The 13,988-nt window shown below is 70.8% G+C and carries 11 protein-coding genes and 1 pseudogene; 4 read left to right on the top strand and 8 right to left on the bottom strand.

Annotated features, from left to right (window positions below; translation table 11 throughout):
• From FLW16_RS39665 to FLW16_RS39655, 3 genes and pseudogenes are all read right to left on the bottom strand, one after another.
• Positions 1–523 (bottom strand): annotated as a pseudogene (locus tag FLW16_RS39665) (hypothetical protein); the annotation flags it as partial.
• A 348-nt stretch (positions 524–871) separates the two neighbouring features.
• Entirely contained in the window at positions 872–1,903 is a 1,032-nt protein-coding gene (locus tag FLW16_RS39660) for a M4 family metallopeptidase (RefSeq protein WP_142566138.1), read from the bottom strand.
• 106 nt (positions 1,904–2,009) lie between these two features.
• Positions 2,010–2,678: a TetR/AcrR family transcriptional regulator gene (locus tag FLW16_RS39655; protein WP_142566137.1), complete on the bottom strand. Its 669-nt coding sequence runs from the start codon at positions 2,676–2,678 to the stop codon at positions 2,010–2,012.
• A 96-nt stretch (positions 2,679–2,774) separates the two neighbouring features.
• Between FLW16_RS39655 and FLW16_RS39650 the strand changes: the two genes are divergently transcribed.
• Entirely contained in the window at positions 2,775–3,365 is a 591-nt protein-coding gene (locus tag FLW16_RS39650) for a TIGR03086 family metal-binding protein (RefSeq protein ID WP_142566136.1), read from the top strand.
• On the opposite strand, the gene rsmA is transcribed toward FLW16_RS39650, so the two are convergent.
• From rsmA to FLW16_RS39630, 4 genes are all read right to left on the bottom strand, one after another.
• Entirely contained in the window at positions 3,341–4,228 is an 888-nt protein-coding gene (gene rsmA, locus FLW16_RS39645) for a 16S rRNA (adenine(1518)-N(6)/adenine(1519)-N(6))-dimethyltransferase RsmA (protein WP_142566135.1), read from the bottom strand. The two genes, FLW16_RS39650 and rsmA, sit on opposite strands and share 25 nt — an antisense overlap.
• Before the next feature lie 19 nt (positions 4,229–4,247).
• A complete protein-coding gene (locus FLW16_RS39640) occupies positions 4,248–5,105 on the bottom strand; it encodes a TatD family hydrolase (protein ID WP_142566134.1) in 858 nt (285 codons plus the stop codon).
• A 2-nt stretch (positions 5,106–5,107) separates the two neighbouring features.
• Complete coding sequence (gene metG / locus FLW16_RS39635; RefSeq protein WP_142566133.1) at positions 5,108–6,694, bottom strand: methionine--tRNA ligase; 1,587 nt, start codon at positions 6,692–6,694, stop codon at positions 5,108–5,110.
• Between the two features lie 80 nt (positions 6,695–6,774).
• The gene (locus tag FLW16_RS39630) at positions 6,775–8,013 is read right to left on the bottom strand and encodes a glycosyltransferase (RefSeq protein ID WP_221891516.1); all 1,239 of its coding nucleotides are present in this window, start codon (positions 8,011–8,013) and stop codon (positions 6,775–6,777) included.
• A gap of 398 nt (positions 8,014–8,411) precedes the next feature.
• Between FLW16_RS39630 and FLW16_RS39625 the strand changes: the two genes are divergently transcribed.
• Entirely contained in the window at positions 8,412–9,935 is a 1,524-nt protein-coding gene (locus tag FLW16_RS39625; protein ID WP_260616100.1) for a hypothetical protein, read from the top strand.
• 67 nt (positions 9,936–10,002) lie between these two features.
• Here FLW16_RS39625 and rsmI read toward each other — a convergent pair whose 3' ends face one another.
• Entirely contained in the window at positions 10,003–10,824 is an 822-nt protein-coding gene (rsmI, locus tag FLW16_RS39620) for a 16S rRNA (cytidine(1402)-2'-O)-methyltransferase (RefSeq protein WP_139577252.1), read from the bottom strand.
• Positions 10,825–11,032: 208 nt separating this feature from the next.
• Between rsmI and FLW16_RS39615 the strand changes: the two genes are divergently transcribed.
• Together FLW16_RS39615 and FLW16_RS39610 are read left to right on the top strand one after the other, a co-directional pair.
• On the top strand, positions 11,033–12,538 hold the full coding sequence (locus FLW16_RS39615; RefSeq protein WP_142566142.1) for a dolichyl-phosphate-mannose--protein mannosyltransferase: 1,506 nt from the start codon (positions 11,033–11,035) through the stop codon (positions 12,536–12,538).
• Positions 12,539–12,654: 116 nt separating this feature from the next.
• Positions 12,655–13,971: a hypothetical protein gene (locus FLW16_RS39610; protein ID WP_142566131.1), complete on the top strand. Its 1,317-nt coding sequence runs from the start codon at positions 12,655–12,657 to the stop codon at positions 13,969–13,971.
• The last annotated feature ends 17 nt before the right edge of the window (positions 13,972–13,988 follow it).

Below are 13,988 nucleotides of genomic sequence, written 5' to 3'. Positions count from 1 at the left end.
CGACGTAGATGCCCCACGGGGTCTTGCCCTGGTAGTAACCGGGGACGAAGACCCACTTGTCGAGGGTCGCCTTGTTGCTCTTGGTGTCGTACACGCAATGGCCGGCGGTCGCCACCAGGTTCTTGTACTGGCTCTGCACGGCGGTCGCCGAGCACCAGTGCGGCTTCTTGTCGGCGCCGATGAAGAACACCTTGCCGGTGGTCTTCGGCAGGTTCACGTTCTTCGACGTGCCGGAGGAAGCCTTCTTGTCACCGCTGGAGCCGACGACGCCGGCCTTGCTGTCCGCGGAGGCGCCACCCGTGGAGACGTGCTTGGTGGGCAGCGTGGTCTCCACCGCGTACGGCGTGGCGTTGACCAGGTTGGCCTTGTTCTGGCCGTACCAGAACGCGGCGACCTGCTTGGCGGCGAAGTTGGTGCTGGCCAGGGTGTCGTGCGGAACGGAGTCCGCGTGGGCGGGGGCGGCGACCGCCGCGGAGGCCAGCAGGCCGACCGCGATGCCGCCGAGGGTGAGGGTGCGCTTCAAGTTACTACTCCCTGGTCTGATCGTCGGGCGCCGCTCGCGCCCCATCCGTCAGTAAAGGACGGCTAAAAACTATCTGAGGATTTGCGAGAAGTGACCGCCTTAGTGGTTTTCAGTCTGATCACCAGGTCAAGATCGCAACTTTCGCCGTCACCCGCACCCTCTCCATGGCCGTCGCGTTTTCGCTGATCACAAGGGCCGCCGTCGCCGACCCGTCACGGACCGTCATTGATCGACACAGGAGCTTTGTGTGATGTAAATCACACTTATCCGATGGAACGGGATCGCCTGTCGATCACGTCAAACTTGATCTGTCACGGCTCCGGAGCCGGTCCGGGCGGGGTGCGATGGTCAGAGGATGCCGCGGTCCGCGAACGCCCCGGTGACGGCGCTCGCCGCGCCCGCGCCGTACAGACGCCGAGCAGCGGCGACGGTCGCCTCGGCGGCCGCCTTGAACGTGACACCGGGGGTGAAGTCGAACTGCGCCTCGATGATCAGCGTGCTCGCCTTCCGGTCACCGAGCGCCTTGCGGATGTCCCAGAGGGCGCGGGACCAGATCTCGCCGTCGGCGTGGACCTCGCCCCTGACGTCCTCGGGGTAGTGCTTGGTCCCGTCGAGACGGCGCAGACAGTGCGGGGCACTCGAGTAGCTCACAGAGTCCCAATCGGCCACGCATGCCTCGTCCGTCCTGGTCGGAACGCCGGTCGCCCAACTGCTCACGGCCACGGCCAGATAGTCGCCGAAGGCCTCGCCGATCGCGCCGGACTCCAATGTGGTGCCGAAGCCGGGCACCTGGCCGTCCTGGACGCTGTGGCCGTACTCGTGAACGATCACCTCGGCGTCCTCGCCGTCGTCGATGCCGCCCTTGCCGAGGGTGATGTTGGCCTTGTCCTCGCGGAAGAAGGAGTTGTCACTGCCGTACTGGTTGATGCGCAACTCGATCTGCCGCTGGTTCACCGGTCGCAGCGCGCCGCCGAAGCCGAGCGACTGGATGTAGTGCTGCGCGGTGGTCACCCAGTGGTAGCCCATGACCTGCTCGAACTGGTCCACGTCACGGTGGTACGCCGGGAAGGCGCCGCCGGTGGCGGTGGCGGCCTTGCCGGTCGAGCTCTTGACGAGGACGTACCTGCCGGTGAGCGTGCCGGAGCCGTCGAGGTCGGTCAGCGTGACCTTCGTGTACGCCGGCCCGAACTCGGGCAGGTCGGCGTCCTTGGCGTCGGTGAGGTCCTGCAGGCCGAGCCGCTGCACGGGGTTGGGGGCGAAAACGGTCGCCGTCGCGGTCGCCGTGTACGCACCGCTCTGCGCGGCGGCGGGCGTGACAGCCGCGCTCACGACGGCGGTGGCGAGGGCGGCGGCCAGGGCGGCGGAACGGATGGGGAGCATGAGTCCTCCGGAGAAAAGTGCACAAGTACCGGAGATCGTCGTCTTGTCCAAGACCGGCTGCAATAGCTGATACCCGTCCGCAATGATCCATTTCGGTCAGGTCTGACTAACCCGACCGCCGCCACCGCCAGTTCAGCTCCCCCGGCGCCGGAGCCGGGCCGGGGAGAGCGGCCGCGTCGTCCCCGGTCACAACGGCTCCGGTGACACCCTCGAGCACCATCGACAGGAAGCGCCGCCGCAACTCCCGCGTACGCTCTGGGTCCGGCACTCGGACGGCGGCGCACCCCTCCAGCACGAGACCGAAGTCGTCGGCGACGACGTCGCGGCGCAACCGTCCGGTCGCGTGGGCCCGCTCCACCAGCCGGCCCATCAGCTCCGCGGCCCGCCCCGCGTCGCGCCCCATCTCCTCGGTCGGCGTGAAGGTGCCGGCGAGGTGGACCGTGAGCGAGTGCACGTCGGCGTCGACGATCGTTTCGAGGAAGACGACGAGGGCCTTCCAGGCGTCCGGCTCGTCCTCGACGGCCTCCGCCTCCTCGATCCAGCGACGCAGGCCGTCGTGGCACAGCCTGCGCAGCAGGTCCTCCTTGCCGGGATATCTCCGATAGAGCGCGCTCATTCCGACCCCGGCCCGCTCCGCGACGGCCGCGACCGGCGCCTTCGGATCGGCGAGGAAGACCTCCCTGGCGGCGTCGAGGATGGCGGCGTCGTTGCGCGCCGCCTGGCCCCGACGTCCGGCGAGGCCGGTGGAACCGTGGTCGCCCGTCTGCTTCGGCATGCGGCCACAGTAGCAGTGGAACAGAGCATTCCGTTCTGATAGAGTTCTCAATAGCGGAACGGAACATTCCGTTCTGGACGAGGAGAGGACACACCGATGAACGAGACCACGACGGCGAGCTGGCGGACCCTGCTGACCCGAGCGCACGACGCGATGCGCGACGCCGTGGCGGGCGTCGGCGGCGAGGCGTGGGACGCCGCGACTCCGTGCGAGAAGTGGTCGGTCACCCAGGTGCTGCAGCACGCCGCCGGAGACCAGATCGCCTACGCAGCCGCGATCACCGGCGGGGCGTGGCCCGCCGAGGACCCGTTCTCGCCCTCCGGCCACATCGAGGGCGACCCCCGAGCGCACCTGGCCGCGGCGCTGGACGCCTCGGCCCGCGCCTGGGCGACGGTGGACGACGACGCCGAGCAGGTGCCGGTGCCGCTCCCGCAGGGCCCCATGCCCGCATGGCTCGCGGCCGGCGCGTGCGCGCTCGACGCGGCGGTGCACGCCTGGGACATCGCCGTGGCCACGGGGCAGCCCTCGCCGCTCACCCCGGAGATGGCCCTGCCGCTGATGGAGGTCGCCACCCGGATCGTCGAACCGCTGCGGGCCTACGGCGCGTACGCTCCCGCGGTGGAAGCCGGCGACGGCGCCGACGAAGTGGCCGTGCTGCTGGCCTACCTCGGGCGCCGGCCGATCTGACCCGGCTGGTGCGCCGCCGCCCCGACCCGCTGTTCGGCGATGCGGGCGAAGTCCTCGATCCTCAGCTGCTCCCCGCGCGCCGAGGGGTCGATCCCGGCCCCGACCAGGGCCTTCTCCGCGGCGGCCGCCGTTCCGGCCCAAGAGGCGAGCGCCGCGCGCAGCGTCTTGCGGCGCTGGGCGAACGCCGCGTCGACGGCGGCGAACACCTCCTCGCGGGTCGCCGTCGTCGCCGGCGGCTCCCGCCGTACGAGCGAGACCAGGCCGGAGTCGACGTTCGGCGCGGGCCAGAAGACGTTGCGCCCGACCGGACCGGCCCGGCGCACGTCGGCATACCAGGCGGCCTTCACCGAGGGAACGCCGTAGATGCGCGACCCCGGCGCCGCCGCGAGCCGGTCGGCGACCTCCGACTGCACCATCACCAGCCCGCGCCGCAGCGACGGCAGCACCTCCAGCAGGTGCAGCACGACCGGCACGGACACGTTGTACGGCAGGTTGGCGACCAGCGCGGTCGGCTCGGTCCCGAGCTCGGCGGGCCCGACCTTGAGCGCGTCGGCGTGCACCACGGTCAGCCGGCCGGCCACCTCGGGGGCCCGCTCGGCGACCGTCAGCGGCAGCTGCTCCGCCAGCACCGGGTCGATCTCCACGGCGACGACCTCGGCGACCTCCGGGAGCAGGGCGAGGGTGAGCGAGCCGAGCCCCGGCCCGACCTCGATCGCCACGTCGTGCGGCGCGACCTCGGCGAGCCGGACGATCCGGCGGACGGTGCCACCGTCGATCACGAAGTTCTGCCCCAGCTTCTTCGTCGGACGGATGTTCAGCTTCTCCGCGAGCGCACGCACTTCGACCGGCCCGAGCAGACTCATGCCTCCAGTGTCCCCCGCGCTACCAGGCGCCGAAGACGGTCTCGCCGTTGACCGTGATCCGGGCGGCGAGGTCGGCGACGTCCATGCCCTTGACCTCCGCGAGGCAGCGGAGCGTGAGCGGGATCAGGTAGGGCGCGTTGGGCTTGCCCCGGTGCGGCGTCGGCGGCAGGTAGGGCGCGTCGGTCTCGACCAGCATCAGCTCGGGCGGGGCCACCGCCGCCGCCTCGCGCAGATATCCGGCGTTCTTGTACGTCACCGGGCCGGAGAACGACATGAAGTAACCGGCGTCCACGCACCGCTTGGCCATCTCGGCGTCGCCGGAGAAGCTGTGGAAGACCACCACGTCGGGGGCGCCCTGGTCGGCGAGCACGGCGAGCACGTCGTCGTGCGCGTCACGGTCGTGGATGACCAGGGCCTTGCCGGTCCGCTTGGCGATCTCGATGTGCGCGCGGAAGCTGGCGTGCTGGTCGTCCTTCGACGCCCAGTCGCGGAAGTAGTCGAGTCCGGTCTCCCCCACCGCCCGCACGTGCGGCCGCCGCGCGAGGTCCTCGATCTCGGCGAGGACCTCGGGCGTGGAGGCGTGCGCCTCGTTCGGGTGGATGGCCACGGCCGCGTAGACGTCCCGGTGCTCGCCGGCCACCTCGGCGTTCCACCGCGAGGAGGGCAGGTCGTATCCCACCGTCACCAGGCGCGTCACGCCGACCGACTTCGCCTCGGCGAGGATCGACGCGACGCTCGCCCCGGCCGCCTGGGCCGCCAGCGCGACGGGATCTCCCGAGGACGCCTGACGATTGCCGACCATGATGTCCAGGTGGCAGTGGCTGTCGAACACCTCACCCGGCAAGGCCTCGGGCGGTGTGGGACGCTCTCGTGACATCGTCAGGCGTTCTCGAGGCGCGGGAAGAGGATCTCGCCCTTGACGACCTGGGCGCCGGCGGGCAGCCTGCCCCAGGTGGCGACGTCGGCGATCCGCTGGTCCGCGAGCGCGCCGAGGTGCGGCTCCGCCCCGAGGGACGCCCACAGCTTCTCGCTGGTGGCGGGCATGACCGGGTGCAGCAGGACCGCGATCGCGCGCAGCGACTCGGCCGCCGTGTAGAGGATCGTGGCGAGCCGCGCCTGCCCCTCGGGCGAGTCGTCCTTGGCCACCTTCCACGGCGCCTGGTCGCTCAGGTAGCCGTTGACCTGCTTGACGAAGTCGAAGACGGCGCCGATGCCGCCGGCGAAGTCCAGGTTGTCACCGATCATGGTGTCCGCCTGGGCCGTCGCTGCGGCCAGGCCGTCCGCGATCGCCTGCTCGGCGGGACCCGCGTCCTTCGCCTCCGGCAGCAGACCGTCGAAGTACTTGCCGATCATCGCCGCGACCCGGGACGCCAGGTTGCCGAAGTCGTTGGCGAGTTCGGAGGTGTAGCGGGCGGAGAAGTCCTCCCAGGAGAACGAGCCGTCCTGGCCGAACGGGATCGCCCGCAGGAAGTAGTAGCGGTAGGCGTCCACACCGAAGTGGCTCGTCAGCTCGCGGGGCGAGATGCCGGTGAGGTTGGACTTGCTCATCTTCTCGCCGCCGACCATGAGCCAGCCGTTGGCGAACACGCGCCCCGGCAGCGGCAGGCCGTTCGCCATCAGCATGGCGGGCCAGATGATCGCGTGGAACCGGAGGATGTCCTTGCCGACCAGGTGCACGTTCGCCGGCCAGGTGGCGTCGAACTTCGCCTGGTCGGAGCCGTAGCCGACGGCCGTGGCGTAGTTGAGCAGCGCGTCGATCCAGACGTAGATGACGTGCTTGGGGTCCCAGGGGATCGGGACGCCCCAGTCGAAGGTCGACCGCGAGATCGACAGGTCCTGCAGGCCCTGCTTCACGAACTGCACGACCTCGTTGCGCGCCGACGCGGGCTGGACGAAGCCGGGGTTCTGCTCGTAGAACTCCAGCAGGCGCGGGCCGTACGCCGAGAGCCTGAAGAAGTAGTTCTCCTCCTTCAGCCACTCCACCGGGCGCTTGTGGATCGGGCACAGGTCGCCCTCCAGCAGGTCGCCGGGCGACTTGTACTCCTCGCAGCCGACGCAGTAGGGCCCCTCGTAGCCGCCCTTGTAGATCTCGCCCTTGTCGTACAGGTCCTGCACGAACTCCTGCACGCGGTCGGTGTGACGCGGCTCGGTGGTGCGGATGAAGTCGTCGTTGGCGATCTGGAGGTGCTCCCAGAGCGGCTTCCAGGCGTCCTCGACGAGCTTGTCGCACCACTCCTGGGGCGACACGCCGTTGGCCTCGGCCGTGCGCATGATCTTCTGACCGTGCTCGTCCGTGCCCGTGAGGTACCACACCTTCTCGCCGCGCTGGCGGTGCCAGCGGGTGAGCACGTCGCCCGCGACGGTCGTGTAGGCGTGGCCCAGGTGCGGGGCGTCGTTGACGTAGTAGATCGGCGTCGTCACGTAGAACGCCGACTCCCCGGATGCAGTCGTTCCTGTAGCCGCCATGTGCGAATCCTATCGGCCCCGGGGAGATGACTCCCCGGGTTAAAACGCCGGTGGCGTCGTCAGGGACGCGACCCCGCGACCTAGGCCACGGACTCGCGGCCGGCGGTCTCGGACTCGCGGGTGACGGCCTCGGCGGCCTCCTCGGCGGCGGACGCCGCGATGTCTACCGGGTTCTCCCGGGTGCGGCGGATGCCGAGGATGCTGATGAACAGCGATGCGAAGATCGTCTGAAAGCTCATGACGAACGCGGTCGCCGACGGCACGACGAGGCGCAGCGACTCGGCCGGGATCAGCTCGCCGAAGCCGCGGCCGCCCCAGTGGGCGAGCGAGGCCACCAGGCCGGCGAGACCGGCCACCGCCAGGGCGCCACCCGCGAGCAGGCCCTTCTCCAGCGTGACGACGTCCACCAGCCTGCGGATGCGCCGGTCCTCGGGGAGGAAGCCCTCCTCGGCCGCGTACACCTTGGTGAACAACGCGAACAGCACGGCCTGGAAGCCGATGACCACCATCGCCGACGCGCCGACCAGCGTGTCGACGTCGAAGGCGAGCTTGCCGATGTAGACCGGGCCGAACGACAGCGCGGCCCCGGCGACGAGGCCGAGGCTCATCAGCACCAGGCCCGGGATGAAGAACAGCCAGCGCGGGCTGTAGAGCATCAGGAAGCGCAGGTGGCGCCAGCCGTCCCGCCAGGAGCGCAGGTGCGGCGGGCGGGAGCGGCCGTCGGGCGACAGGGTGGTGGGCACCTCGCGGACGTCGAGCCCCTGCAGGGTCGCCTTCACGACCATCTCGGAGGCGAACTCCATGCCACCGGTCTGGAGTCCCAGCCGCAGGATCGAGTCGCGGCGGAAGCCGCGCAGGCCGCAGTGGAAGTCGCCGATCTCGCTGGGGAAGAACAGCCGGCCGATGAACGACAGGACCGGGTTGCCCAGGTAGCGGTGGAGCGGGGGCATGGCGCCCGGGGCGATGCCCCCGCGGAACCGGTTGCCCATGACCAGCTCGGCGCCGTCCCGGAGCTGCTCGACGAAGGGCATCAGGCTGGTGAAGTCATAGGAGTCGTCGGCGTCGCCCATGATGACGTACTTGCCGCGGGCGGCGCGGATGCCGCCGATCAGGGCGTTGCCGTAGCCCTTCTCGTCAATATGGACAACCCGGGCGCCCGCGTCACGGGCCAGCTGTTGGGAGCCGTCCGTGCTGCCGTTGTCGGCGATGACCACCTCACCGTCGATTCCGTTCTCGCGCATGCAGGTGAGAGCCTTGCGAACACAGATCTCAACGGTCTCGGCCTCATTGAGGCATGGCATGACAACGGTAAGTTCCACGTCGCAACTCCTCGCATATGACGGCAGGACACCAATGATGCCCGCTTCCCAGTAGCGTCCGAGTCAAGTCCGCGAAACGGCTGGCATTCTGTAACCGTGACTCCACCCACCGCTGGAGCGGCGGGCTCCCCGCGTCGCCGGCCAAGCGGCGTCGCAGAGGACGAGCCCGGCCCGGAGAATTCCCAGCACGCCGGCCACGTCGGCGTGCGCGGTATGTCCGCAGGTGAGGCGCAGGAAATCCGCCCGGGTGGCGGCGTCCTCCTTCGCCGCACATCCGCGGCTGTGCATCGGAAGGCACCGGCGATATTCGAGGGGGGGAAGCGCGGACTCACCCGCCTGCCGAAGCAGGCGGTCGAATCCGCGCGACTTTGATGGTCGCGATCGCGGATCCTCCGTCGGTGAACGCCTCCCCGGTCGGCGGCTGGGGCCGTCCGCTCGCCCTGCTGCGCCGGCACCGGGTCTTCGCGGTCACGCTCGGCGTCGCCTTCGTGCTGCGGATCGTCACGATGCTGGGCTTCGGCCCGGCCATGTGGTTCAACGACTCCTACGACTACGTGTCCGTGGCGCTGCGCCCGCGTCCGCACCCGATCCGCCCGGACGGGTACAGCTTCTGGCTGCTGCTGCTCAAGCCGTTCCACAGTTTCTCGCTCGTGGTGTTGACCCAGCACCTCATGGGCCTGGCGGCGGCGTTCCTTATCTATGCGCTGCTGACCAGAAGATTTGGGATGCCAGGCTGGGGGGCGACGCTGGCCGCCGCCCCCGTGATGTTCGACGCCTACCAGATCCAGCTCGAACAGCTGATCATGTCGGACACCATGTTCATCCTGCTCGTCGTGGGCGTGGTGACGCTCGTGCTGTGGCGGGAGCGGATGACCTGGCGGGGCGGGACCGTGGTCGGGCTGCTGCTCGCGCTGACGGCGCTGACCCGGAGCATCGGCCTGCCCATCCTCGCCCTGGTCGTGGCCTATCTGGTGATCAAGCGGGCGGGCTGGAAGCCGATCGCCGCCGTGATCGCCGCGTGCGCGCTGCCCGTGCTCGCCTACATGGGCTGGTTCAAGGCGGTGAACGGCCAGTTCGCGATGACCAACAGCGACGGGGTGATCCTCTACATGAGGACGTCGCTGTTCGCCGACTGCCACAAGATGAACATCGACGAGCGCCGCGAGCTCGAACTGGCGCTGCTGTGCATCAACGTCGCGCCCAAGGACCGCGGCCTGTCCGCTCAGGCGTACCTGTGGTGGGACGACCAGAACCAGCTCCACGTCTTCGGCTCGGGCATGAAGTTCACCCCGGAGATCAACGCGAACGCGAGCGCGTTCGCGAAGAAGGCGATTCTGTCCCAGCCGGGCGACTACCTGGCCGCGGTGGCCAAGGACTTCTTCCGCGCCTTCCAGTGGGGCCGCCCGCGGTTCCCCGACGCCAAGACCTTCCTGCAGTACGAGTTCGACAACGAGTACACCCGCAAGCTGCCCAAGTGGAGCTCCTACCACAGCACCACGGACAAGGACGCCGAGGCGTACGAGAACGGCCCGGCCGCGACGCACGTGGTCTCGCCGTGGTCGGGCATCATGATCGGCTACCAGAAGGTCGTACGGCTGCCGGGCATCGTGCTGGGCCTGGTGCTGCTGTTCGGCCTGTACGGCGTGGCGCGGCGCTGGCGCGACCTCGGCGGGCCCGAACTGCTGCCCTGGCTGGGGGCGGTGGGACTGATCCTGGCCCCGGCGGCGACCGCCGAGTTCGACTACCGCTACCTGCTGCCCGCGGTGCCGCTCGCCTGCCTCGCCGCCGGCATCACCGCCGCCGGTCTGCTGGGCCGCCCCTCGCCGCGGCTGTCCTCCCTGCGCCTGTCGCCGCTGCGCCCGTCGTCACTGCGCCTGTCGTCACTGCCCCTGTCCTCGCGGCGCCGCTCCTCGCTCCGCTGACCCGGCACGCGGCTGACCCGGCACGCGGCGCCCGGCCCCTCTCCGGGGGCCAGGCGTTGTCCCGGGGTCAGACGCCGTGGACGGCGTTGTAGAGGTCGCGCTTGGGGACGCCGGCCGACTTGGCCACCTCGACGATGGCCTGCTTGCGCGGCACGCCCGCGCCCTCGCGCCTGGCCACCTCCTCGACCAGCTCCTCGATGCCCGGCGCGGCCTCCTCGGCGGTCCGTCCCGCCACCACCAGCGTGATCTCGCCCCTGACCTCGCCCGCGGCCCATTCGGCCAGCTCGCCGAGGCCGCCGCGGCGCACCTCCTCGTAGGTCTTGGTGAGCTCCCGGCAGACGGCGGCGGGCCGCTGCGCGCCGAAGGCCTCCGCCATCGCCTCCAAAGTCGCGTGCAGGCGGTGCGGCGCCTCGAAGAACACCATCGTGCGCTCCTCGGCCGCCAGCGCCGCCAGCCGCCTGGCCCGCTCCCCCGGCTTTCGCGGCGGGAACCCCTCGAAGCAGAACCGGTCGCTCGGCAGGCCGGAGACGGCGAGGGCGGTCGTCACCGCCGACGGGCCGGGCAGCGCCGTCACGGGCAGGCCGGCCTCGACCGCGAGGCGGGTGAGCCGATACCCGGGGTCGGAGACGCCCGGCATCCCCGCGTCGGTGATCACGACGACGGTCCGGCCCTCGCGCAGCGCCTCCAGCAACTCCGCGGCCCGCGCGCTCTCGTTGGCGTCGTAGTAGGACACCACGCGGCCCCCGATGGCGATCTCCAGGTCGGCCGCGAGCCGCCGCAGCCGGCGGGTGTCCTCCGCGGCGATCACGTCGGCCGCGGCGAGCACCTCGCGCAGCCGTGGGGACGCGTCTTTGGGCTGGCCGATCGGGGCTGCGGCGAGAACGAGCACGCGTCCACCCTATGGCGGGCGTGAAACATTCATCGACGAACGGCCGGATGGCCCAATCCGCGCGCGACCCGTGTCCTTGGCGGGGACTCACCAGTAATCTGTCGGCGTGGCCGTGACCGACTATTCTCACAAGGCGTTCGAGCAGCCGGAAGAGGGACCACAGGACAACGCTCCCGCGGTTTCCCTGCGCGACCGGCTCGTGCCGCCCATGCCCGGCAGCGCCATGTGGGGCTGGCTCGGCCCCATCCTGGTCGCCCTCTTCGGCGGGTTCCTCCGGTTCTACCGGCTGGGCACACCGCACTCGGTCGTCTTCGACGAGACCTACTACGCCAAGGACGCCTTCGCCACCGTCAAGTACGGCGTCGAGCGGCAGTTCGTGGACGGCGCGGACAAGCTCCTTCTCGCCGGCAACGAGCACATCTTCAAGCAGTGCGGCTCGGTGAGCGAGTGCGCCTCCTACGTGGTGCACCCGCCGGTCGGCAAGTGGCTGATCGGCGTCGGCGAGATGCTCTTCGGAGCGAACCCGTTCGGCTGGCGCTTCACCGCCGCGCTGCTCGGCACGCTGTCCATCCTGATCCTCGCCCGCACGGCTCGCAGGATGACCCGCTCGACGCTGCTCGGCTGCGCGGCCGGCCTGCTGCTGTCCCTCGACGCCCTCCACTTCGTGCTGTCCCGTACGGCGCTGCTGGACATCTTCCTGATGTTCTGGGTGCTCGCCGGCTTCGCCTGCCTCGTGGCCGACCGGGACTGGTCCCGCGGCCGGCTCGCGGAGTGGCACGAGGCGGGCTCGCCCGCGGACGGGCCGCGACTGGGCCTGCGGCCCTGGCGCCTGGCCGCCGGGCTGTGCCTCGGCCTGGCCATGGCCACCAAGTGGACCGGCGGCTTCTACATCGCCGCTTTCGCGATCATGACGCTGCTGTGGGACGCGGGCGCCCGGCGGGCCGTCGGGACGCCCCGGCCGTACGGCGTGGTCGTCCGCCGCGACCTGCCGCTCGCCGCGGCGTGGATGGCGGCCGTCCCGATCGTCACCTACATCGTGTCGTTCACAGGGTGGTTCGTCACCGACAAGGGATATGGCCGCAACTGGGACCAGGCCACCTCGAGCGGCCCGGTCTACTTCGTCATCGACTCGCTCCGCTCGTGGTTCGACTACCAGAAGCAGGTGCTCACCTTCCACACCGGCCTGGAGTCGAGCCACCCGTACCAGTCCGAGCCGTGGCAGTGGCCGATGCTGCTGCGCCCGGTCGCCTTCTTCTACGAGTCGCCGAAGAACTGCGGCGCCGCCTCCTGCTCCTGGGCGGTCCTCGGCACCGGGACACCGGTCATCTGGTACGCCGGTCTGCTCGCGCTGATCGGCATGATCGCCTGGTATGTCGCGACCCGCGACTGGCGGGCGGGCGGGGTGCTGCTCGGCTACGCCGCCGGATGGCTGCCGTGGTTCTACTTCGCCATCGCGGACAACCGCACGATGTTCATGTTCTACGCGATGCCGATGGTGCCGTTCATGATCCTGTCACTCGTGCTGGCCGCCGGGCTGATCATCGGCAGGATGAATCCGGCCAGGCCCAACCGGCGCGTGGCCGGCACGGCCGTGGTCGGCGCGTTCGTGCTCCTGGCTCTGGTCAACTTCTGGTGGCTCTATCCCGTGATCGCCGCCGAGTCCATCCCGTACGACTCCTGGCACGCGAGGATGCTGTTCGACTCGTGGATCTGACACCCCCGTATCGTTGGGCGCGTACGTCGCGCCCTAGGGTGCACCCAGAGGGGGGGTGGTCGCGAGTGATGCCGGGTCGTCGTCAACGATGGGGTCGATACGGCAGACTGCGGGTCATGCCCGCACCTGACGTCGCCGCGCTCCTCGCCCAACTGGAGCGCTCCGAGCCGGACATCGCCGAGTCCGCCCGCGTCGCGGTCGAGTGGCTCGCCGGCGGCGAGGCGCTGGAGACCATCAGCCAGTTCGATGTGTGCGAGTTCCTCTGGTACACGCTGCCGATCAAGGTGCCGGGCGACCAGGCGACCATCGCCAGGGCCCTCGGCCGGCTGCTCAGGCTCGCGGGCATGGAGCGTTACGCCGCCCTGTGCGACTCTGCGGCCACCGCCCGGATCCTGCTGACGTACGCCAGGGAGGGCGAGGAGGCCGGGGCCGCGGCCTACCACCGTGAGCTCGAGGCCACCGGGGTGCTGCCCCCGGACGTCGCCGAGCTGTCGTGGAGCTCGATCATGGGCCCGGAGGAGCTCGGGGCGCACGTCGCGTGCGCGGCCGCCCTGGAGCTGGCCATCGTGACCGGCGACCCGGTGGACCGTGAGGAGCTGACCCGCCGCTGGCTCACCGCGCCCCGCGCCGAGCTGGGCGGCGACTGCTGGCTGCACCGGGTCCACGGCGAGCGGCTGAACCGCTGGGTGCTCGGACGCGGCACCGCCCGCCGCGAGCTCGCCCAGCCCTTCGAGGTGCGGCTGCACGCCCCCATCGCGGCTCCGGACGAGCCGCACCTGGAACCGTTGCGCTGGCTGCTCGGCCTGGCCCGCACCGGGGTCCGCCTGACCGAGCGGCTCAACGTCGGGCGTGCCGTGGCCGCCGAGGCGGCCGACCGGTTCGGCTGGGGCAATCGCACCAGGTCGGGGGCCGTGCGCGGCGAGGCCGACGTGCCCGCTCTCACCGAGCTGCGGCAGATCGCCGTACACAATCTCGGGGCGCTGCGGCGCAGCGGCCGGAGGCTGGTGCTCACCACCACGGGCAGGAACCTGCTGGACGACCGCGCCGCGATGTGGGAGGCGGCCACGCCCACGCTGCTCGTCCCCGCCCCCGGCGAGCACGACTTCGAGGTCTCCATCCGCGAGTCGGCGCTCATGATCCTGGTGGACCGCGACGTGGTGCGGGACGGCGACCTGCGCGACCGGGTCGCCGAGGTGGTCAACGGTGAGGGCTGGCGCGCCACGGACGGCGGCCGGGTCGGCGGCGCCGACCTCACCGGCCCGCTCGCCCGGCTCAGGCACCGCCTCGACGCCCTCGGGCTGGAGTCCGCGGCCCACAAGCCGGAGGCGGCGGGCGCCGTGGAGTGGCGGCTCACGGACGCCGGGCGGCGCGCCGCGCTCGCCGCGCTGCGCGCCCAGGCCCTGCGCCCCCGCCAGTACGCCGGCCTCGGCTGAACCCCGCAGGCCCCCCC

The organism is Microbispora sp. KK1-11, from assembly GCF_006874435.1.
Classification (GTDB): Bacteria; Actinomycetota; Actinomycetes; order Streptosporangiales; family Streptosporangiaceae; genus Microbispora; species Microbispora catharanthi.
The sequence above is the reverse complement of the archived record's forward strand: the minus strand, read 5'-3'. Positions and strand labels throughout refer to the sequence as shown.